This is a genomic window from Bacillus timonensis, assembly GCF_000285535.1.
Classification (GTDB): domain Bacteria; phylum Bacillota; class Bacilli; order Bacillales; family Bacillaceae_L; genus Ferdinandcohnia; species Ferdinandcohnia timonensis.
The window spans coordinates 1,591,229-1,612,452 of record NZ_HE610985.1; the positions used below are offsets into that span (position 1 = coordinate 1,591,229).

At 35.9% G+C, this 21,224-nt stretch carries 18 protein-coding genes and 1 pseudogene; 3 read left to right on the forward strand and 16 right to left on the reverse strand.

The annotated features are described in order from the left end of the window. Positions 1-271: 271 nt before the first annotated feature. The 11 genes from pqqE to BTHG_RS08255 form a co-directional block, all read right to left on the reverse strand. Complete coding sequence (gene pqqE / locus BTHG_RS08205) at positions 272-1,396, reverse strand: pyrroloquinoline quinone biosynthesis protein PqqE (protein WP_010283695.1); 1,125 nt, start codon at positions 1,394-1,396, stop codon at positions 272-274. Further along, on the reverse strand, positions 1,374-1,688 hold the full coding sequence (pqqD, locus tag BTHG_RS08210; RefSeq protein WP_010283696.1) for a pyrroloquinoline quinone biosynthesis peptide chaperone PqqD: 315 nt from the start codon (positions 1,686-1,688) through the stop codon (positions 1,374-1,376). The genes pqqE and pqqD overlap by 23 nt, the downstream gene beginning before the upstream one ends. Positions 1,689-1,708: 20 nt before the next feature. Beyond that, the gene (gene pqqC / locus BTHG_RS08215) at positions 1,709-2,443 is read right to left on the reverse strand and encodes a pyrroloquinoline-quinone synthase PqqC (RefSeq protein ID WP_010283697.1); all 735 of its coding nucleotides are present in this window, start codon (positions 2,441-2,443) and stop codon (positions 1,709-1,711) included. A gap of 2 nt (positions 2,444-2,445) precedes the next feature. Beyond that, positions 2,446-3,363, reverse strand: a complete 918-nt coding sequence (gene pqqB / locus BTHG_RS08220; RefSeq protein ID WP_026021744.1) for a pyrroloquinoline quinone biosynthesis protein PqqB — start codon at positions 3,361-3,363, stop codon at positions 2,446-2,448. A gap of 358 nt (positions 3,364-3,721) precedes the next feature. Then, entirely contained in the window at positions 3,722-5,074 is a 1,353-nt protein-coding gene (locus BTHG_RS08225; RefSeq protein WP_010283699.1) for an MATE family efflux transporter, read from the reverse strand. 187 nt (positions 5,075-5,261) lie between these two features. Further along, on the reverse strand, positions 5,262-6,443 hold the full coding sequence (locus BTHG_RS25725; RefSeq protein ID WP_010283700.1) for an alpha/beta hydrolase family protein: 1,182 nt from the start codon (positions 6,441-6,443) through the stop codon (positions 5,262-5,264). A gap of 138 nt (positions 6,444-6,581) precedes the next feature. Next, the gene (locus BTHG_RS08235) at positions 6,582-8,192 is read right to left on the reverse strand and encodes a response regulator transcription factor (RefSeq protein ID WP_010283701.1); all 1,611 of its coding nucleotides are present in this window, start codon (positions 8,190-8,192) and stop codon (positions 6,582-6,584) included. A 5-nt stretch (positions 8,193-8,197) separates the two neighbouring features. Then, complete coding sequence (locus BTHG_RS08240) at positions 8,198-9,964, reverse strand: sensor histidine kinase (RefSeq protein ID WP_148361154.1); 1,767 nt, start codon at positions 9,962-9,964, stop codon at positions 8,198-8,200. A 103-nt stretch (positions 9,965-10,067) separates the two neighbouring features. Continuing rightward, positions 10,068-11,390: an ABC transporter substrate-binding protein gene (locus tag BTHG_RS08245; RefSeq protein ID WP_010283703.1), complete on the reverse strand. Its 1,323-nt coding sequence runs from the start codon at positions 11,388-11,390 to the stop codon at positions 10,068-10,070. A 72-nt stretch (positions 11,391-11,462) separates the two neighbouring features. Continuing rightward, positions 11,463-12,296: a carbohydrate ABC transporter permease gene (locus tag BTHG_RS08250; protein WP_010283704.1), complete on the reverse strand. Its 834-nt coding sequence runs from the start codon at positions 12,294-12,296 to the stop codon at positions 11,463-11,465. An 18-nt stretch (positions 12,297-12,314) separates the two neighbouring features. Then, entirely contained in the window at positions 12,315-13,280 is a 966-nt protein-coding gene (locus tag BTHG_RS08255; RefSeq protein ID WP_010283705.1) for a carbohydrate ABC transporter permease, read from the reverse strand. A 254-nt stretch (positions 13,281-13,534) separates the two neighbouring features. On the opposite strand from BTHG_RS08255, the gene BTHG_RS08260 reads away from it, so the two are divergent. Further along, complete coding sequence (locus BTHG_RS08260; protein ID WP_010283706.1) at positions 13,535-14,176, forward strand: YesL family protein; 642 nt, start codon at positions 13,535-13,537, stop codon at positions 14,174-14,176. 102 nt (positions 14,177-14,278) lie between these two features. On the opposite strand, the gene BTHG_RS08265 is transcribed toward BTHG_RS08260, so the two are convergent. From BTHG_RS08265 to BTHG_RS27915, 3 genes and pseudogenes are all read right to left on the reverse strand, one after another. Continuing rightward, the gene (locus BTHG_RS08265) at positions 14,279-14,566 is read right to left on the reverse strand and encodes a putative quinol monooxygenase (protein WP_010283707.1); all 288 of its coding nucleotides are present in this window, start codon (positions 14,564-14,566) and stop codon (positions 14,279-14,281) included. 45 nt (positions 14,567-14,611) lie between these two features. Next, on the reverse strand, positions 14,612-15,070 hold the full coding sequence (locus tag BTHG_RS27910; protein ID WP_408605274.1) for a CZB domain-containing protein: 459 nt from the start codon (positions 15,068-15,070) through the stop codon (positions 14,612-14,614). 54 nt (positions 15,071-15,124) lie between these two features. Continuing rightward, positions 15,125-15,985: pseudogene (locus BTHG_RS27915) on the reverse strand (methyl-accepting chemotaxis protein); the annotation flags it as partial. Positions 15,986-16,278: 293 nt separating this feature from the next. Here BTHG_RS27915 and BTHG_RS08275 point away from each other — a divergent pair. Next, positions 16,279-17,259, forward strand: a complete 981-nt coding sequence (locus BTHG_RS08275) for a diaminopimelate dehydrogenase (RefSeq protein WP_010283709.1) — start codon at positions 16,279-16,281, stop codon at positions 17,257-17,259. 60 nt (positions 17,260-17,319) lie between these two features. Here the strand turns inward: BTHG_RS08275 and BTHG_RS08280 are convergent, their stop codons facing one another. Next, positions 17,320-19,044, reverse strand: a complete 1,725-nt coding sequence (locus tag BTHG_RS08280) for a sulfate adenylyltransferase (protein WP_010283710.1) — start codon at positions 19,042-19,044, stop codon at positions 17,320-17,322. A gap of 330 nt (positions 19,045-19,374) precedes the next feature. Here BTHG_RS08280 and BTHG_RS08285 point away from each other — a divergent pair, with 330 nt between their 5' ends. Then, positions 19,375-20,055: a phosphoribosylaminoimidazolesuccinocarboxamide synthase gene (locus BTHG_RS08285; protein ID WP_010283711.1), complete on the forward strand. Its 681-nt coding sequence runs from the start codon at positions 19,375-19,377 to the stop codon at positions 20,053-20,055. A 128-nt stretch (positions 20,056-20,183) separates the two neighbouring features. Here BTHG_RS08285 and BTHG_RS08290 read toward each other — a convergent pair whose 3' ends face one another. After that, positions 20,184-21,059 (reverse strand): YitT family protein, encoded by an 876-nt coding sequence (locus BTHG_RS08290; protein WP_010283712.1) that lies wholly within the window; start codon positions 21,057-21,059, stop codon positions 20,184-20,186. Positions 21,060-21,224: the final 165 nt, after the last annotated feature.

Below are 21,224 nucleotides of genomic sequence, written 5' to 3' on the forward strand. Positions count from 1 at the left end.
CCCCCAATGAACTGGATTTTGCTAAAATCTGATACCCCTTTTCCTCTTCATACCCCAAATGAACTGGATTGCGCCAAAATCTAATACGCCTTTTCCTCTTCATATCCCCAATGAACTGGATTGCTCCAGAATCTGATACTCCTTTTCGATAAAGAACCTTTCCCAGGAATTCTCACCGCTTTCGGTCTTTCATTCCCCCTCCAAAACATTTATTAGTTACATCCCTTTCATATAAAAAAGTTGCTAGAGGCGACCACCTCTAGCAGGTTAGTTACAACCTTATTTTTGATGAAGTGATTCTTCGATAAATTATAGGTGAAGTATCTTCCACTGACGTACTATTCGCATCCTGTACTGCTTTTTTAACCAAATGGTGGTCTGGCGCCAGGTGACATACTGGATCCGTTGCATTAGCATCCCCAGTTAAAGCAAAGGCCTGACATCGGCAGCCTCCCCCATCTTGATGTACTAAATCACATGAACGACAAGTTTCAGGGAGCCATTCGCTCCCACGAAATCGGTTAAACGAATCCGATTCATACCAAATTTGATGTAATGAGTTTTCACGAACATTTTCAAATGAGATTCCTTCAATCATCCCGGCTGTCGGACATGGAAGGACATCTCCGTTCGGTGCAACAGTTAAAGCAATCGCCCCCCAGCCACCCATACAAGGCTTGGGCGTTGATTCATAATAATCAGGAATAACCCATATGATTTCCATTTCTTTGCCGAGGTGTGCTCTTGCTGCCTCATATACTACACTTGCTCTCTCAATCTGCTCCTTACTCGGCAAGAGTCTCTCCCTATTAAGTAATGCCCAGTTATAGAACTGTGTATTTGCTAATTCCAACCGCTCTGCCCCTATTTCATGGGCAAACGTAATTATTTCATGCAATGTATCAATATTCAACCGATGCAACACGACATTTAAAGCTAAGTGCATTCCGGTACTTTTTACCGCTTCAACAGCCAAACGTTTCTTTTCAAATGCTTTATATCCACCAATCTGATTCGAAAGCTCTTCTTCACCTGCTTGAAAGCTAATCTGGACATTAGCTAAGCCCGCTTCTTTCAGGTTCGCTGCCTTTTCCTCCGTCAATCCAATCCCACTCGTAATCAAATTTGTATACATTTCTAATGAATTCGCATGTTTAATAAGCTTATCAAGATCCTTCCATAAAAGCGGCTCACCGCCTGAAAAATGAACCTCAACTATTCCAAGCTCTGCCGCTTCAGTTAACACTCGGAGCCAGTCATTTGTAGATAATTCTTTTTCCTTTAATGTCATTTCAATCGGATTTGAACAATATGGGCAATGCAATGGGCAACGATGTGTCAGTTCCGCAAGTAACGAGAATGGTGGCTGTACCCTATAATTCTTTGACTCTTTCATCTTCCATCACCACCCATCCCTGATCAACCATATCGAGAACAAACTTCGTGATATCCGCCTTCATGGTTTCAAAGTTTGGTAACTCATTTCTATTGGTTTCAGACACTAGCGAACTTCTCATTTTCTCGGTGATGGTGAAAATGGAGTCATTTCCGTTACATAGAGCAAGAATCGAAGCGGCAGTTTCGTTCAAAACCACCACCTTTTCAGGCAACAAAAGGAGATGCTTTTCTCTAACTTTATCAAATTTGAGCCGCCCTTTTTGTGCCAGTTTTGGATAGCTACTATTCAAAATTCTCCACCACCATTTCGTCATTTATTTTGATATGCTTTTTCGATGGCATCCAGTTGTGCCCAAAGCACATCACATTTAAACTGTAAAGCATCTACTGCAAGTTGTTGTTGTTCCAATGTCTTGCAGGTATCCAATACGACATTCAAAGCGAATTGTGTGTCCCGAGGTGCCTGTGTTAAACGATTTCTGAAATACCCAAGTCCAGAACGGTCAATCCACGGATATAACCGTTCAAGTATTTTTATCCGCTCTGAAATCAGAATCGGTGAAAAGAGTTCTGTTAGCGATGAAGCGACTGCCTCGAGCCACGGCTTTTCCTTAGCAAAATTCACATAAGCATCCACAGAAAAACGAACTGCCGGTACCACATGTTCCTCACTCAACACCTCTTCGCGGGACAACCCCACAACTTCACCAAGCCTTAACCAAGCCTCAATTCCACCTTCTTGTTCATGATTTCCATCATGATCGATAATGCGCTGGATCCATTCACGTCTGTACTCCCTCGTTGGGAGTTTGGATAAAATAACCGCATCCTTAATCGGAACAGACTTCTGATAATAATATCTGTTGGCCACCCAGCCCCGGATTTGCTCCCGACTTAAAGTACCCTCGTGCATCGCCACATGAAAGGGATGTTTGTCATGATAAGAAGACCGTCCAACATCTATTAATCTTTCTTTAAATTCCTCCCGTGACCATGTTTTTCCCTCTTCATGAATTACCCGTTCTAACCCTCCTTGTTGTGGCATAGTCAAACCTCCAATTCCATACCTTCGTAGGCAATCTCAATACCATGTTGTTTCAATTCTTTCGCTTCATTAGAATCTTTTTTCAAGATAGGGTTACTATTGTTGATGTGTATCAAAATTTTCCGTTCCGCTGAAAATGATGCTAATTTTTCGATGATACCAGATGAGCCACTAATTGGCAGGTGCCCCATATCCCTTGCATTTCTGTTCGTTGCACCCAACGAAACTAATTCATCCTCAGACCAAAATGTTCCATCCACAAACAAAATATCCGCTTTATGTAAAGCAGACTCGATTTCAGGGGTTATAGTATCTAAAGTCGGAAAATAGGCAACACATTTTCCAGACCATTCATTTTGAAAAAGAAAACCAACCTCCCAAATACCCTCCGTTTTATCACTAGCGGTTTTGGCATAAAGTGGTGGTTTTCTTGATACAAGGACAGTCTCAATCAAAATTGAGCTTTCACTGGATTCCCCAATCCGTACTTTTCGTTGTGGAGTAAGCGTCTGCCACTCCCAAGAACAATAGTTCTTTAGCATGGGGAATACCGGAAAAGAGGTGTGCAAACAGTTCTTTACTGTTTCCGTCCCATAAATCGTTAACTGCGAACCTTCTCTTAACGACAATAAACCGATTGAGTGATCAAGCTCTGCATCGGTTAAAATAACACCCGCTAATGGTGTTTCTCTAATTCCAGGACCCGCATGAAGTGCAGCAAATGTTTCAATTTGTCTACTAACATCCGGTCCCGCATTGACGAGATACCAGTCGTTATCATTTGCGCTTATTACGAGAGAAGATTGTAACATTGGTTTAAGTGCATTGTCCCCGTCGCGAACACTTCGACAATTGGGACATGCACAGTTCCATTGTGGAAAACCTCCTCCCGCTGCTACTCCTAAGACTCTGATTCGAATTTTGCTTCAATCCCTTCAAATCGTCGTAATTGAACTTTCATAAAAAAGCATGTAAGGCAAGTAGTGTTTACTACTCGCGGATGTAGGAATACATCGTCACCTCAGCGGCAGTATTAATGACTTCATATTCAGGAATGACCCACATGCTATTCACCCCCTTTACATTAGCAAGTCTATAATAAACAACGAAATCGTAACTTTTGCCCTTTCAAGCTATTCTTATGTTGAAGTATTGCGCAAAATAACCATGAATTTCGACATAAAGTTGTCCAATTTACCAAAAGAAACAGGACAAACCGTGAATGAAAAGCTAAAAAAACAATGCCCTATCATACTTATGAGCATTGTTTAAAAATAATTATTGACCTATTGCCGTACCTGAACTGAATAACTCCTTCTTCTTCCATCCACCCCATTTAAAATATGAAAACGCAAAGATGCTACTTATGATAAAACTAATTCCGATACCTACTGCAATTCCATTCGGTCCGATAAAATTTGAGCAAACATAAGTGAGCGGATACCGTAGAAGCCAAAAGGAAAGGATGTTCAATACCAAGACTTGATACATGGCACCTGCTCCTCTTACAACTCCATTTAAAATAAAATTTACGCCAATGAATGGATAAAAGAAAGCAATAATTTTTAAATAGTCCGTACCGAAAGTGAGGGCTTCATTGTCTCGGATAAACAACTTCGTTAACCCACCAGCAAATAAAAATACTACTAACGCAATGGATAACATGATAGAGATATTGATAATCGTGCCGTACAGTGCAATTTGACGAACCCGGTCCCATTGGTTTGCTCCAATATTTTGACCAGCCATACTATTCACAGCGGTTCCTAATGCCATCGCTGGAATGGTTATTAAACTATCAATTCGTTGAGATGCGCCAAATCCTGCTACGACAGCCCCGTCAAATGAATTGACCACTGATAAAATTGCCGTAACACCTGCGAAAATGACCATCATCTGCAGTCCTGCGGGAACACCTAATTTTAATATTAACCATACTTCTTCCTTACTTGGTAAGTATGGTATTGTAAATGGCACAAGCCCGTGTCGAAATGAATAAGCCAATGCCAGTAAAAATGAAATTCCTTGTGCAAACACAGTTGCCCACGCAGCTCCATGTATACCCCAACCAAAAATAGAAATGAATAATGGATCGAAAATAGCATTCAGTATAACTGCCACAAATACAAACCGTAATGGCGTCTTGCTATCTCCTAACGCCCTAAGTACAGTGCCGATAAAGTTATATCCCATGATAAATAAAATACCAAGGAAGTTTATTTTTAAATAAGCGCTTGCTTCATCCAGCATTTCTGCAGGTGTATTCAAAAACAGTAATAGAGGTTTTGAAAAAAAGTAACCAAACAAGCCGACCACAATGGAAAGACCAGTTAGTAAAACGACAAAGGCATTCACATACTTTTTTAATCCTTGCTTATCATTCATTCCCTTTTGTTGGGAAAGAATCGTTAATGTGGCATTGTTGATTCCAATAATAAACGCCAAAATTGTAACCACAACTGTAGATGAAATCGTAACCGCCCCAAGCGCATTCGCACCTAGTAAATTTCCTACCCACAAACTATCGATAAATTGATAGGATACTTGAAGCAAATTGGTTAACATTATTGGACCTGCGAAGAAAATCAATTGCTTACGAACTGACCCTTGCGTAAAATCCTGTTGCGTCAAAACAAAAACACTCCCTATTTATCTTAATTGTATGTTTTATAGGATATCATACCTTTGAAAAACCTGCCTGATTATGAAAAAACACCTTCAAAACATGCAAATCGACATTTCGAAGAATTTCTAAAATCAACAGTCAAACTAAGAAAAAATCACCTATACACACTTTTGTGTAGGTGACTTTTTCATTTTAACGTTTGCTTTCCAAAAACTCACAAAATAACTCCCAATCATGTAAGGTAAGTTCATGTCGACCCTTTCGAACATGATATCCGATTCGCCCTTTATGTGTTTTTTGACCAGGCTTCAGTGGACTCTTCTTTTCTAAACCACGTAGCCCATAATATTCATAGACCTCACTCGCCAACACAGCTGAATAAAATTCCGATTCTGGATCCGCCCATAAATCTTCACTGGCACTAGCTAAATAAAGGAGTCTTGGAGCAATTGATGCCAAAAGCATATGTTGGTCTACTGGAAGTGTATCTTCCCGATTATTATACTTTTTATAGTTCTCACAAAACCAATATGGAAAAATGGTGTTAATACAAAAAACATCTTCGCCTTTCTTTCCTCTTGAAAGTGCGGCGCCTGTGCACCCGGAATTATTGGCATAGCAGCAATAAACTCGCGGGTCATTGGCTGCACACCATAATGCTGTTTTCCCACCCCTCGAATGTCCGATAACAGAAATTTTACTTTTGTCTAACAGTGAATCTGTTGTAAGATAATCAATTGCGCGGCTGGCGCCGAACGCCCATGCTGCAATTGTTCCCCAACTATTTGGCGCTTCTTTATTGTCTTCAAAATAACTGATAATTCCTTCTTGATACTTTGTTTCATTATCAGGCCCAATATCTTCAGCATAAAAAGCAGCAGTAGCATAGCCCTTACTTAGCAAAACTTCTACAGGCCACTTTTCATCATTTGTATTATTTTCTAAATCATAAGGCTCCGGCTTCGGTAATTCAGAAGGAGTTGGCAATGTTTCTACTCTGTCTCCTACTACTTTTAGTAATTCATCTAATTCTTTACCATTCACCATACCACTTGGTTGAGGAAATCTAGGTGTAATGGATATAGACAGCATTACCGGTACTGGATTATGTTGGGAGGCAGTTTTTGGAATAAATACGTATAACAAAAAAGAGTGTCTTCCTTTTGGTGCATCAATATAGATTTCCACAACTCTTTTTGTACCTATATTTTTAAAAGGTTCTTCCTTTACAATGTTCCAACTAACAGAAAATCCGTCTTTGGGGCTACACCCATATACTTCTTCTTCAAAAGCTTGTAGTATGCTTTTCCTTCTCTCCTCATCCCATTTTTCATTTTGTAAAATAAGTTCTGGGACATTTCTATTTACTACCACTTATTCATTCCTCCAATTTCATCCTTACTTTATGAATTTTCTTCAGAATCTTTTTAAAAATGGCGTCTAAGGTGGTAGCTGTGGGGTGCATCGATATGATTAATTTATTTGTTCACTTAACAAAGTATTGTGGATGCTTTATTCTGCTTCTTTATCTTTAAACCGATAAGACTTTGGAGATATTCCATAATACTTTTTAAACGTTTTCAAAAAATAACTTTTACTTTCAAAGCCTAACGCAAATGCGATTTGCTCTACTGACTTTGTTGAATGATCAAGTAATTCTATTGCTTTTGCCATTTTCACCTTTGTTACATACTCAACAAAGCCCTCTCCAGTTTCTTTTTTATACATTCTACTAAAATAACTAGGATTTAAATGTAAATGATCTGCAACTTCCTTCAAAGAAATCTTGTCGCCAAGATGAATTTGTACATATTTTTGTGCTTTTAAAATATCTTCATTTCTACTCGTCAAATTAATTGTTCGAGTTTGTTCTAGCATCTGATTGAATATGTTTTCTAGAACACTTTCTAAATGTTCAAAAGTCTCGACATACTGAATCTCATGATCTGTTATTTCAGTCAATTGGGTTTCAAAATGCTTTAATGCATTTAAAGATAATTTAACATCATAAACTAATTTAATAACCCAATTTTTGATTGTACCAGGAGAAAAGTTTTTCTCTCTTATTCGATGTAATTGTTGGCTGATACACTCTAACAGTTCATTTTTTTCACCTTTTAAAATCATCTCTTTAATTTTTTGTGATATTTCTACATAATCTTGAAAAATTGAATCACATGTATAATGGATAGGTTGAAAAAAGTTAATACTGTCATAATGATAATATAAACGATGTTCTTTATGAGAAAGTAATAATCTCATGTTTTCTATTAACTCTTGCCCCTTAACATTCTTTTCTCCAATGACAGAAGTAATCGAAATTGATAAGAAGCTACGTATTTTATTGTGTATTTCTTTTACGATAGACTCAAGAATATAATGCGAGTCTATTGTTTTATCACTCTGAAAAAGCATGAAAAATTCACCATGTACAAAGAAAATCTGTATCTCTGATTGTACTTTTATCAGTGTTTCTTCTAGCATATTATTGATAGCAAATTGAAGCCACGTTTCATTTTCATAATGTTTAATTGCTTCCTGATACTGATCAATAAAACATAATATTGGTGTATATTGCTTCTGTGTAAAGTCCAGTCCTAGAAGTTCCTCTTGCTCTTGGAACCAAATTGTTTTTTCAATATGCTGTTCTTTCATTACTTTTTCAATGAACTTTGATTTTAATGTCATATTATTTCTTTCTATAAACTTAGTGACTTTTAAATGCTGATTCCTTTTATAGTGTTCTTGCTCCAACTTATTCTTTAATCTATCAAGTAAGGCTATGATATTCGTTTCTTCCATTGTTTCTTTTAAAATATAATCAAAAACTTGTAATTTTAGAGCTTGTTGGGCAAAATGAAAATCATCTTGGCATGATAGGATAACGTTATATGAACTTGTTTTTGATTTTTTCAGTTGCTCAATGAGTTCAATTCCATTTAATTTCGGCATCCCAATATCGGTAATCAACACATCATAATCATTTTCCTGCAGATAGGCAAGTGCAAGATTACTATCTTGAAAACTTGCGACAACTCGGAAACCATAGTCCTCCCACGGAATGAATCTCTTCAAAAACTCAATAACGATTACATCATCATCTACCAAGACGACCTCAAACATTCTACTCACTCCTTATGCACTGGAATTTGAAAGTTTACAGTTGTTCCTTCTCCTTCTTTACTGTCTATATTCATATGAAATTCTTCTCCATAAATCAATTTCATTCTTTGATAAACATTTTGTAATCCAATTCCATTAAACGACGATTGATTATTTTTAACATAGTTAGTACTTGTTGATTGATATACTTTCTCTTTTAGTCGTTCTAATGTGAGTTCATCCATGCCTTTGCCCTTGTCAGTAATTGATATGTTTAAATATGTCTCTTGTTGATTGGCAACAATTTCAATCGTTTGTTTTCCATTATTATCACCATGTATGATAGCGTTTTCTATAACCGGTTGCAAGAAAAATCTTGGTACTTCCATACTCGAAACTGTCTCCATGGCATCAATTTTCAACACTACATCGTGCTGATGACGAAAATTCATCAAATCTACGTAATGCCTAACAATGGTTATCTCTTCTTCTAATGGTATAAAAGCATTATTGCGATTTATCGTCATTCTCAGTAATGCTGATAAAGAATAAATGAGCGAGCTACTTGCATGATCACCCTCCATTTTTATTTTTAAACGAATGGCATTTAATACATTGAATAAGAAATGCGGGTTGATTTGAGCTTGTAGCATGTCTAATTCTGCATTACGTTTTGCTTCTTCCTTTATCTTAATCTGCTCTATCATTTCCTCAATCGTATCTAGCATATGATTAAAAGATTGACCTAGCTGTGCAACGTCATTACTTCCTGAGGTATATATCCTTGCTGATAGATCTCCTCGTTTAATTGCTTTTGTAACATCATTTAATCGGATAATTGGTTTCGTAAATTCACGTACAAGCAAGATTAGGCCAATTAAAAATAGAGCCAGAAATGCGCCTTGAATTAAAATAGTCGTTCTTGTCATCGTATTGATTGATCCAATTGTGTCTTTATACGGTACAAGACTAACCAATCTCCAATTCGAATAGGAAACTGGATATGACACCAGTAAATGTTCCTCTCCTTCATAATCGACAATTTGATAATCGGAACTCGTTACATCGTATGATAATTTCTCTCCTATATCATTCGTTTTCAAGCTTGAATAGATCTCCCCTGCAGTGTTAGTTAAATAAAATTTCGCTCGTTTATCACTTTGATATTGGCTTAATAGTAGCTTTATCTCATCCTCTCTTAAACTAATAATTAAATAGATATCTGAGGAATTTGCTTTTTGAATTCTTCTACCAATCGTAATCAGATATGGATTGGAATCTTTTTCTGATTGAATGTAAGTGGGGTGTGCACCTAGCCAAAAGGTTTGGTAAAAACTTAGGCTATCCAATTTTTCAAACCAAGGTTTTTCTTTGAATTCTAAAGGATTAAAATTTATTAATGAGTAATTTGTGTAATAAAGATCATTTTCAAATAAGATCGTAATATACAAAGGCATCAGTAAATCAGTAATACTCGACAATTCATTCGAAATTTGAATATAGTTCAGAGCGATTTCTTCTCTTTTGGTGGGTGAATCTGTCTCAATTAATTCATGCGTTTTTAGTAACTGACTCATATTTGAATCAAATTGAATATAATTAGAGGTATACATAATATCATCTAAAATATTATTTATAGCTAATTCAATCATCCTTAAATCATCTTCTGATTGTTCTGCAGCACGTTGTTCTAACACATCCTTCGTAAAATAATTTGAAACGATATAGGTACTAACCCATGGAAATAGAATACAGAGAATAACTGAAATGATTAATCTATTTCTTAATGACATTTGATTTATCTTTTTCCATATAAACTTCACTGTTGATCACCGCTCCAAAAAAAAATAGAGAGAAAACGATTGTTTTCTCTCTATTATAGCATGAATATTCTAATTATTGATTAGCATCTACAAGAGCTTGTATTCTTTCTTCGGTATTTTTCATCGTTGTATCAAGATCCTGCTCACCAAGGAGATATAATTCCACTTCTGCAGTATATTCAGTATCTGCCTCAGTAATATACGGTGGTGGTGCAATTGGTTTAGATGGCTTAGCTGTAGAAAGGGTATACTTCAACGATTCCAGATGAATTGCTTCTGGTTTCGCACTTCCGTTTACCACTGTTTCTATCATATTATCAAAATCTGCTTCCGCCCATGACGGTACCCAAATTCCTTGTTCTAAAAGACCCTCAGTTGACAACCAACGCATGAAATCATACGCCTCTTGCTTATGTTTTGAAGATTTTGCAATCGAAATTAAATCTCCATTCATCGGTACAACAGATTCGTCACTTGCATTATTTTTTGGCCATGGTGCCCAAGCAATTTCAAATTCTGGTGTAAATTGACCCCATTCTGTTACCATATAACTTCCGATAGGAATCATAGATGCAGATTGACTAAAGAATTGCTGACGATAATCCATTTTTTGCGATAAAATTTCAGTAAATGGAACAGAGGATTTATCAACATTTTCTAATTGATTACGTAATTCGAGTGATGCACGTAGCATTGGATCATCTGCATTAGATGTACCATCCTCGTTTAAGATCATCGTATCTTCAGCTTTACTCATTAATTTTAATGACGAAAATACATTATGCCATGTGTGTAAATAAGAACCATAGTGTTTGTCAGTAGTTAATTTTTTAGCATATTCCGCATAGTCGTCCCATGTCCAATCTGTCGGAATTTCTAAGCCGGCTTCATCAAGATGTGCTTTATTCATCATCACAAGCATTGTTACATTTTTCATTGGCAAACCATAGTACTTACCATCAACAGATGGATAAGTGTTATTGTAAACTTTATTAATATCAATTCCCTCTGCATCAAGGTATTCATTAATTGGTTCAACTAACCCAGCATCAATACGCTTTACTAAATCACTCACATTGGAGAACAATATTAAATCCATTTCATCCCCTGCGGAGGCCATTAAGTCCAATTGTTTGAAATAATCCCGAGAATTCATATTTTCTACAAGTGGTATGGACTCCACTTTTATTCCCGGATTTGCTTCCTCATATTTTGCTATAACACTTTCCCATTTTCCTACATCCTCATTTACCCAGTGTACAAATTTTAACGTAACTTCACCATCAGATGATCCACTACCTTTATCATCTGATGAAGCTTCATCTTTACCGGAACAAGCAACTAATGTAAATATTGCTAATATCCCTACTAGTAACATTAACCCCCATCTTTTCATTAAAAATAACCTCCCTTTGATTTTGCTTTTTATATAAACCCTCTCCAAATATAGTGAAGGTAAATACCCTTTTTATCCTTTAACTCCACCAAGCTGAATACCTTCAATAACGTTTTTCTGCCCGATAATGAAGATAATGAGTAATGGTAAAATCGCGGATACAGACGCTGCCATCATTAACGAGTATACGCTCCCGTGCTGATCTGAAAAGCTTTGTACACCTAGTTGAATCGTATATAGTTCTTTCGATCTTAAAAAGATTAATGGATTTTGGAAGTCATTCCATGTCCAAATAAAACGTAATATCGCATAGGTTGCAATTGCAGGTCGTACTAATGGTAAAGCAATTGAGGCAAAAATTTTAAAATGACCCGCTCCATCCATTCTTGCTGATTCAATGATTTCATTACTAATACCGAGATAGAATTGGCGTAACATAAAGGTTCCAAATACACTGAAACTATTTAATAAAATGAGACCTGTGTGAGTATCGTAAAGACCTATCCATCTATATAATAGAAACTGTGTAACTAACAAAGTTTGAGGTGGAATCATAAATGTGGCCAATACGATTAAGAATAGTAAATCTCTTCCTTTAAAATTGATTTTGGCAAATCCATATGCTGCCAAACATGAAACTGTACATGAAATTAAAGTAGTTAGAACTGTTACCTTAATCGAATTCCAGTATAAGAGTAAAAACGGCATAGAGCCTGTCCAAACCTCTTTATAGTTTTCAACCGCATTCCACGTTTGGGGTATCCATTGAATTGGAAATGTTAATACATCCTCCTCTACTTTTAAAGAAGCAGAAATCATCCACAAAAATGGCATTAGAAAGGCAATTCCTATTAGTACCATAATGACTGTCGTGATTAACTTTCGCATATCTAATTTTTTTACCATCTGTACTGCTCCTTTCTATTAATAATTCACCCATTTTTTCTGACCGATAAATTGTATATAGGTAATGATTAAAATAATGATAAACATTACTAACGAAATGGCAGAGGCATAGCCTGTTTTTAATTCAATAAATGCTTGCTGGTATAAATAAACCACTGGTGTTATGGTCGAATTTGCTGGTCCACCATTCGTTAAAACGATGATTAAATCGAACACTTTAAAGCTTGAGATAACACCTGTCACAAACAATAAGAAAGTTGTTGGAGACACTAATGGAATCGTAATCTTTCTAAATTGGGTCCAAGCATTAGCACCATCCATTTGCGCTGCTTCGTATAGTTCTTTAGGGATGTTCTGCAAACCTGCCAAGTAAATGATTAAATTAAACCCGATTCCCGTCCAAACCATAATTAACATAACGGATGGAAGGGCAAAGGTAACGTCTGCAATCCAACCTGGGGGATTATCAATTCCAAGCGTCATTAGCAATTGGTTGATAGGACCTTGTGTTGGATGGAAAAGCACTTGAAAGACAACCGCAACGGCAACTACGCTCGAAATAAAAGGCATAAAATAGATCACTTTAAACATATCTTTCAGATATACATGTTTATTAATGATAACAGCTAATCCTAGCGATAAAATTAACGTAACAGGTACTGCTAAAATTAAGATAATATTATTGATTAATCCCTTAATAAATAATGCGTTAGTAAGTAACTTCGAAAAATTCTCAAATCCTACAAATTTAGCATTTTGATAACCAGACACAAAATTCCAATCTGTAAAACTTAAAACAAATGATGAGAGAATGGGGAATAATACTAATACTGAAGTCCCAATAAACATGGGTGCTATAAATGCGTAACCTGATAAATTCTCTTTCCAGCCACTAAAAGGACCCCTACTTCTTTTTGCTCGTCTTTGCACTTTGCTTTTCGTTTTTTGTACAAGTTCTGTTTCGAGCTTTACTTCACTACTCATAATTTTTCACCTCTTCTTCTTTGTTGAAGATTTAATAATCTTTATTTGTAGACTAAGTATAGTCTTTGAAATCGCTTTCAACAATGAAGAATTTTTACATTATTGACAAAATTTTTACTATATTTAATTCTATTGTAATAATCCAGCCTGCTTCTGGTTTTATTTTTACTTTTCAGAAAATATTTTTACTTCATTACAAAAAAAGAAACGTTTAAATTCTCTGCGTGATATATTATTGATAAGGAGGGAGTACTATGCAACTAGGTTCATTTTCAAGTGGTATTTACAGCTTATGTAATTGGATCGCAAGATTAGCTTATTTAAATCTATTATGGATTTTTTTTACTTTAAGTGGACTCGTAGTTTTTGGATTCTTTCCAGCTACAATAGCAATGTTAGCTACATTAAGACAATTTCTTATCAAGAATCACCCACCTGTCTTTAAAACCTTTTGGCACTATTACAAAAAAGAGTTTATTAGTAGTAATAAATTAGGAGTAATCATTGTAGTGATTGGTTTTATTTTATATATGAATATAAACTTTTTACAAACTACATCTAATGAAGTAGCATCTTTTCTTTTTTATTCAAGTCTGATGATGAGTTGTATTTATATTCTAATCATTTGCTATACATTGGCATCCTATGTTGAATTTGAACAAACATTAGGAACTCATTTAAAAAATGCGCTTCTCATTACGATCTACAGTCCGATACCTAGTCTACTCATTATTTTTGGATTTGCTGCAGTCTATTTTGCGGTTACGAATATATCTGGTTTAGGATTCTTTTTTAGTGTAAGCCTATTAGGTCTTGTAATCCTTTCTTCGGCAAATCTAGCATATAAAAAAATAGCAAGAAAACAAGAGGAATTAAGCAGTCGAGTTGGAGGTTAATCATTACATTTTAGTGTTTTTGTAAAAAATAGCTTCATCATTTAGACGATGGGTCAGTTTCTATCCCAATGTCACGATGATGAAGCTATCTTTTTGAGGAAATCAAATTAATTCTTTATAAAGATTGAGTTCTGTACTCTCTCGTAATTTCTTTAGTTCTGGAACGATTTCCAATACATGTTTACTTTGATTGTGCTGATTTAATGTTTCTTCATCTTCCCATTCCTCAAGCATGGAAATGATAGATGGATCATTGATATCTTGATTTAGTGTATACGTAATACATCCTTTTTCTTTTCGAGTTTCTGTTATTACTTCACTAGCTATACTTATATATTCCTCAACACTTACTTCTGGTTTTAGTTTGATTTTACATACTACTTTAATCATTACATTCGCTCCTTTTTATTTCATCATCAAATAGGTTGTTTTCATTTACAATTTCATCAGTTGCAATCCGTCTAAAAATTCATTTGTAGCTTGATCCAATTCTTTTAGAAGATGATTTATATTATTTCTGTTCCCGCTATTAACAGCATGAATAACCTCTTTCGTAAGGTCATGAATTTCTTTATGTGGAGCATACATAGCCCGTACTTGTTCATCTGAAGGATTCAATTGTTTTCTATTCTCAAGAAATCTTCCCACATTACAGCTAGTATATTCACCTAAACTATCTTCATTTAGCTTTACAAAACCGCAAGCAACGTTATATGCTTTCCATTTAAAAAGCAAATGATCCACAGTCGTTACCTTTTGAATATGTTCACCTTTCAAATCTTTAAAATAAGGGAGAGCCATCTGTTTACAATCTTGCAGCATACTGCTTACGTCATAGATTCCTTGTCCTGTTTTGATACAAACATCATTTAAAGCTTGCGTTTGAATGTTCATTTCGGAAAGTCTTCCTGTAATTTCCTGGGTAGTTGCTGACTGTTCCTCCACATTAGCTGATATTTCCTCAAAGACAGATGAAATATTTCCTAAAGAGGTCTCTAATTGATTCATTGATTGAACAGCATGATTTATTTGTTCTTTTCCTTTCGCAAACACTGTCACCGCTCCAGTAATCGTCTCTTCGGATGCTCCAATTTCTCCCCGAAGCTTCGTTACCATATCTTTGATATAATTCGCTGATTGTTTTGTGTTATCTGCTAATTTTTTTATTTCTTCTGCTACAACAGAAAATCCACGTCCGGCTTCTCCTGATCTTGCGGCTTCAATACTCGCGTTTAATGCAAGTAGGTTTGTTTGTCCTGCAACATTATTAATGATGTTCACGACATTTTCTATTTCTTTTGTGACTTCTACTACGTTTTGCATTTTTTCTTGAACTGCTTGGATCTCCCCGAAAGATAGATTAATATATTTAAAAGATTCATTAATCGTTTCAAGGGAATTCGTTGAAATGGATATTGTCTCATTCGTTGTAACTAAAGAGGTTTGGACGAAATCAGATATTTGTTCGATAGAACTACTCATTTCCTCACTGCTAGCAGCTACCTCATCCATCGATGATTTCTGCAAGGATATATAATCAACCATATCCTTCACATAATCCATTTGCGTCACAAATTCCATAATTTCTATATTTCGTAGAAATTGCTCTCGAATTTGAGCGTTTTTTAACTCAAGCAATTTATTTATCCATACTTCAACTTCGCTATCTCCTGATAAATATGGAACATCTTTTGATAAACCATCATAGTGTTCATTTTGTTTATAAACCGTTTTCAATTCTTCTACCAGGTATTTTGTAAAAACTTCTTCCTTTGTTGTTTCCTCTTTTTTTCTATTTAATAGAAACATCTGATTTCCCCCATAAAATTTACTTATTTATATCAATTTATATTTAGTATAGCTCCCAAACAAAAAGGATGCTATCAATTTTTTTGAAATTTTTATTTTGTTTACTAAAGGGGAAAAGTTTTTCGAACTCCGAAGAAAATTATTGGCATTTCGACAAGATTCTATTATTATTAGTATTATCAAAAAAATACGGAAAAAGTAACCTGAAAAATTGGTTTTATCCGGTAGATAAATGGGTACTTTAGCTTTGACAACATTTTTTTGATAGTAATTGAAGTAAAGGAGAAATGTATATGAGCAACAAAATTAAACTAGGTATCGTAGGTTACGGTAATCTTGGAAAAGGTGCAGTTAAGGCTATTAAACAATCTCCTGACATGGAATTAGTAGCAGTTTTTACTAGAAGAGATCCAGAAAGCTTAAAGCTTGAGGACGCGAATGTAAAAGCTGAACATATTTCAAATGCAAGTGATTATCAAGGAAAAATTGATGTAATGCTACTTTGTGGTGGATCAGCTACAGACCTACCTGAACAAACCCCTCAATTTGCTAGCATGTTCAATACTGTAGATAGCTTCGATACACACGCAAAAATCCCAGAATTTTATCAAGCTGTAAACGAAGCAGCAAAAAATACAACTGCCATTATTTCAGTAGGTTGGGATCCAGGTCTTTTCTCTATTAACCGTGTAATGGCGGATGCCATTTTACCAAATGGTGAAAATTATACATTCTGGGGCAAAGGTCTAAGTCAAGGGCATTCTGATGCAATTAGACGTGTGAACGGTGTAAAAAATGGCGTTCAATATACAATTCCTTCTGAAGATGCCATGGAAAAAGTTCGTAGTGGTTCAAATCCAGAATTAACAACTGCGGAAAAGCACCGTCGTGTCTGCTATATTGTTGTTGAAGAAGGTGCAGATAAAGCTGCGATTGAAAATGAAATCAAAACAATGCCAAATTATTTCGCTGATTATGATACAGAAGTAAACTTTATTTCTGAAGAAGAATTAAAACGCGACCACTCTAAAGCACCACATGGCGGATTTGTGATTCGTGGTGGAAAAACAAGTGAAGATATTACACAGATTTACGAATTCTCACTAAAACTAGATAGCAACCCAGAATTTACTGCGAGCGTTTTAGTCGCATATGCAAGAGCAGCATATCGACTAAGCCAAGAAAAACAATATGGTGCGAAAACAGTATTTGATGTAGCTCCATGCTATATTACACCAAAAACACCAGAACAATTAAGAAAAGATTATTTATAAGATTCTTTCCATACAAAAAATCACTCACATTTTTTTGTGAGTGATTTTTTGTTTTCCTACCTACTCCTCATCACTACCACGATATCGTTTATATGGCAGTTGGTTCCAAATTCGATATTTTAAGTCTTCTGCTCGAAGTGGTGATGGAATATCATCGAAAATTTTCCTTGCAACTTCTAATTCACGCTCAGCCTCCGACTTATCCTGATACATAAATTCATCGGAAGCTTTATCCAATGCTTTATTCACTTTTTCTTCTAAATATGAAACTACCATTTCTTGTTGCTTATGAATCGACTCTCTGGCGGAAGCCACCCAATCAGGCTGTGCAGTACGAAGTGTATCAGAAACATAGCTAAACTCTTCGAATATATCTTTATAAATCTTATCCGCATTTTCACGCGCGTCGATGATAACATTTTCTAAATCTTCAATCGTAAGTTCCTCAACCCGAAGTGGTTTTCTACGTTTTGGTCCACCTATGCCGACCCTCGTTAGATAATATGGGAAGATGCTTTTTATCGTTTTGCCAACCGGTGAAATTGCCATTTCATTTTCATCCACACCTTTAGGTTGCACACCTTGCATGGCAATTCGCGCTGATTCTGGTCTTACAATCTCCTTCGGTGGTAATACCCCGTAACGAAGCAACTCACGGATACCTGTCCCCGAAATATTAATACGATATTGCTCATCATGTGGACATGTTTGGTCTGTTGCTTGTGTACTACAACGCGTACAATAAAACACTTCATGGAAAAGGCGAATATCAATCCCTAATTCATCCGGTGTAAATTCGTCAAAAATTGTATGGCTCGCATATTTTTCATAATAATCACCAATACCCGCGTGATCTCGTCCAATTAAGGCATGGGTACACCCATAATTTTTCATAATTAAAGCATGAAGAACTGCTTCACGTGGACCTGCAAAAATATAGGTAACTCGTAGTGGTGCTAGAATCGTTCTTTCCTTAGGATAATATGTATCCAATACACTACGGTAAGATAGCATCCGGAATTCATGTCGTGTATACTCACGCTTTGCCATCTCAACTAATGGCTGAACAAACAAACCTTCCAACTCTTCTAATGCATTTCGATGAATATACTCATGTCCGCGGTGTAAAGGATTTGCTCCCGTAATAAATCCGCCCACCGATTTAAATTTCTTCTTTTCATAAAAGAGTTCCCACGTTTCTTTCGGCTCCATTCTTATGTCTTCAAATGGACCCCAATGAACCCGTCGAAGCAATGTAATTGGTCCAGCTAATGCCGTGTCCCCCATCCGTCGGTAAATCGAATCTACTCCAGGGTGGTTGCGGTCAGTTGTACCAAAAAGATGTTTTGCACGAAATTCACGATCATAGTGGAAGATATCAGTTAATGTTAGAATAGCAACAGGCTCTCTTGTTTCATCCGCTAGAGCTACCTCATCTCCAACTGATAATGTCTTTATAACCTGCTGATTTCGATCACCAATTGGTGCGAAACTTAGCGGCACCGGCCAAACTACTCCATTTTTCAAACGGCCTTTCGTCAGTACAGACTTGTAATCCTCCTCATCCATGAAACCTTCATTAGGAGATAAAACACCTGTTGCAATCATTTCAAGTGTAATGACAGCCTCCAGATCGACCATGATCATAGGCAGCTGTTTTGCTCTTTCCATTGATTCATCAAGATTTTCCCCCGTAAGAACACGATTTACCAATTTTCCACCATGTGGTTTTTGTGGATAGCTTGCAAATGTTTTTTTATCCACCATCTCAGTAAATTGATTCAACTAATCCCCTCCCATTATCACATATATTCTATGGACGTTCTTTATATCCTTCTAAAACGCATTATTTTATAGAAAATTCAGTAAACTATTTGTTTTGATTCAAAAATTAACAGGAATTAAAAGAGAAACACTACTAGATTAGTAGTATATTTTCACATTCTTTACGTACGCTGGTATACCGTTTATCTTGTTAACGGTTTACCATTTATTAAAAAACTCTTGTTTCCAATTGTAAGCGCTATGACTGAGTTTTTTTAAAATTTTTTCTTGTACAACAATAATTTTATACTTATGATTAGTATGTTATTGAAATTGCATAGGGGGATTGACATGGAGTTAAAGTACACAGGTAAAACAAAAGATGTCTATGAATTACCGGACGGAAATTACTTATTACAATTTAAAGACGATGTCACAGGCGTTGATGGTGTTTTTGATCCAGGTGCAAATACAGTTGGTTTGACTATTGAAGGTGCTGGTCGTGCTGGATTAAAACTAACCAAATACTTTTTCGAACGATTAAATGAAGAAGGAGTTCCTACTCACTATATTGACGCTAATATCGAACAAGCAACTATGACAGTAAAACCGGCTGAAGTATTCGGTAATGGGCTTGAAGTCATTTGTAGATACCGTGCTGTAGGTAGCTTTCTACGTCGATATGGCTTGTATGCGGAAGAAGGACAAGCCTTGGATGCCTTTGTTGAAGTAACAATAAAAGATGATGGCCGCGAAGATCCTCCAATCAGTGAAGACGCTTTGGACATGCTTGGTATCTTGTCTAAAGAAGAATATCAAGTATTAAAAGGCCTTACCCAACAAATTGCTGGTATCGTCAAGGACGAACTGGCGAAAAAGGGTATCGAACTCTATGATATTAAATTCGAATTCGGACGTACAGGTGAAAATAAACAAATCGTTTTGATAGATGAAATCTCCGGCGGAAACATGCGCGCCTATAAAAATGGAGAATACATCGAACCACTAGAATTAGAAAAGATGTTTCTATAAAGGGATAAATCATTTTATATAAAAAGGGTTAGTCCTCCGTTTTAAAACATCGGGGACAAACCCTTTTTTCATCAAAGATCCAGAAATGAACAAAATCAATTGATAACATAACTGAATTAGCTATATTTTTAATGAATGTCCTTTTTCTTAAAGCTACCTCCCTTGACTTCTGCAACATCATATACAGCAACAAAGGCATGTTTGTCAATTTCACTAATAATTTCTTTCATTTTACTGTCCTCTAAACGGTTAATAATACAAGTAATTTCTTTGAATTGTTCGTTTGTATAACCGCCTTCAACTATATTGTATGTTGCACTACGACCTAAACGATCACGTATCGTTTCTACCATTAATTCCGGTTGACTAGTTATAACTTTATAGGTTTTCGAACCACTTAAACCTTCTTCTACAGTATGAATCACCTTAGATGCTATAAAATAAGCAATTCCCGACAAAAATGCGCCTTGTAATCCAAAAACCGTTGAAACCACAATAAAAACAAATAAGTTTAAAAATAAAATAAGGTCACTTGTTCCAAAAGGTAATTTTCGGGAAAGTAATACGGCTAACATATCAATTCCATCTAATGCACCGCCATTACGTAATGCCACACCCATACCGAAGCCGATGATAATACCACCAACAACGGTTACTAACAACGTATCTCCTTGAATAATGGTTGGAACATGGTGCATAATGCTTGTCCCATATGCTAATGAAGCAATACCAATTACCGAATAAATCGCAAAACTTTTCCCAATTTGTTTATAACCTAAAAATATAAATGGGATATTTAGAATTCCAATTAGGAGCCCCAGAGGTAACCCGATTAATTGCGAACCAACGATACTAAGACCTGTCACTCCGCCATCAGACACGTAGTTTGGGATTAATATCGCCTCCAGTCCATATGCTGTTATAAATGCCCCAATAATAACTGCTAATGCCCGCGTAATCTTTTTTAGTACTTTAGTTTTTTTCTGCTTTGTAATTTCACTCATTTTTGAAGCCTCTTTCCAACTAATCTCTCTTTTTCTATTAACGATAATTATTTACTACTTCTTCCAATCATATACAATAAACGACACTCCAGTTCATTAATATGACATCGTGTCACTCCAAAAAAAATAATAAATGACACGGTGTCATTTGTCAATAAAAAAGAA

Bases quoted from the DNA above. Each gene is read 5' to 3' on its own strand.
- pqqE (WP_010283695.1), bottom strand. From the start codon at position 1,396: ATGAAAGAGTCAAAGAATTATAGGGTACAGCCACCATTCTCGTTACTT.
- pqqC (WP_010283697.1), bottom strand. From the start codon at position 2,443: ATGCCACAACAAGGAGGGTTAGAACGGGTAATTCATGAAGAGGGAAAA.
- BTHG_RS08235 (WP_010283701.1), bottom strand. From the start codon at position 8,192: ATGTTTGAGGTCGTCTTGGTAGATGATGATGTAATCGTTATTGAGTTT.
- BTHG_RS08240 (WP_148361154.1), bottom strand. From the start codon at position 9,964: ATGTCATTAAGAAATAGATTAATCATTTCAGTTATTCTCTGTATTCTA.
- BTHG_RS08245 (WP_010283703.1), bottom strand. From the start codon at position 11,390: ATGAAAAGATGGGGGTTAATGTTACTAGTAGGGATATTAGCAATATTT.
- BTHG_RS08250 (WP_010283704.1), bottom strand. From the start codon at position 12,296: ATGGTAAAAAAATTAGATATGCGAAAGTTAATCACGACAGTCATTATG.
- BTHG_RS08255 (WP_010283705.1), bottom strand. From the start codon at position 13,280: ATGAGTAGTGAAGTAAAGCTCGAAACAGAACTTGTACAAAAAACGAAA.
- BTHG_RS08260 (WP_010283706.1), top strand. From the start codon at position 13,535: ATGCAACTAGGTTCATTTTCAAGTGGTATTTACAGCTTATGTAATTGG.
- BTHG_RS08265 (WP_010283707.1), bottom strand. From the start codon at position 14,566: ATGATTAAAGTAGTATGTAAAATCAAACTAAAACCAGAAGTAAGTGTT.
- BTHG_RS27910 (WP_408605274.1), bottom strand. From the start codon at position 15,070: ATGAACATTCAAACGCAAGCTTTAAATGATGTTTGTATCAAAACAGGA.
- BTHG_RS08275 (WP_010283709.1), top strand. From the start codon at position 16,279: ATGAGCAACAAAATTAAACTAGGTATCGTAGGTTACGGTAATCTTGGA.
- BTHG_RS08285 (WP_010283711.1), top strand. From the start codon at position 19,375: ATGGAGTTAAAGTACACAGGTAAAACAAAAGATGTCTATGAATTACCG.
- BTHG_RS08290 (WP_010283712.1), bottom strand. From the start codon at position 21,059: ATGAGTGAAATTACAAAGCAGAAAAAAACTAAAGTACTAAAAAAGATT.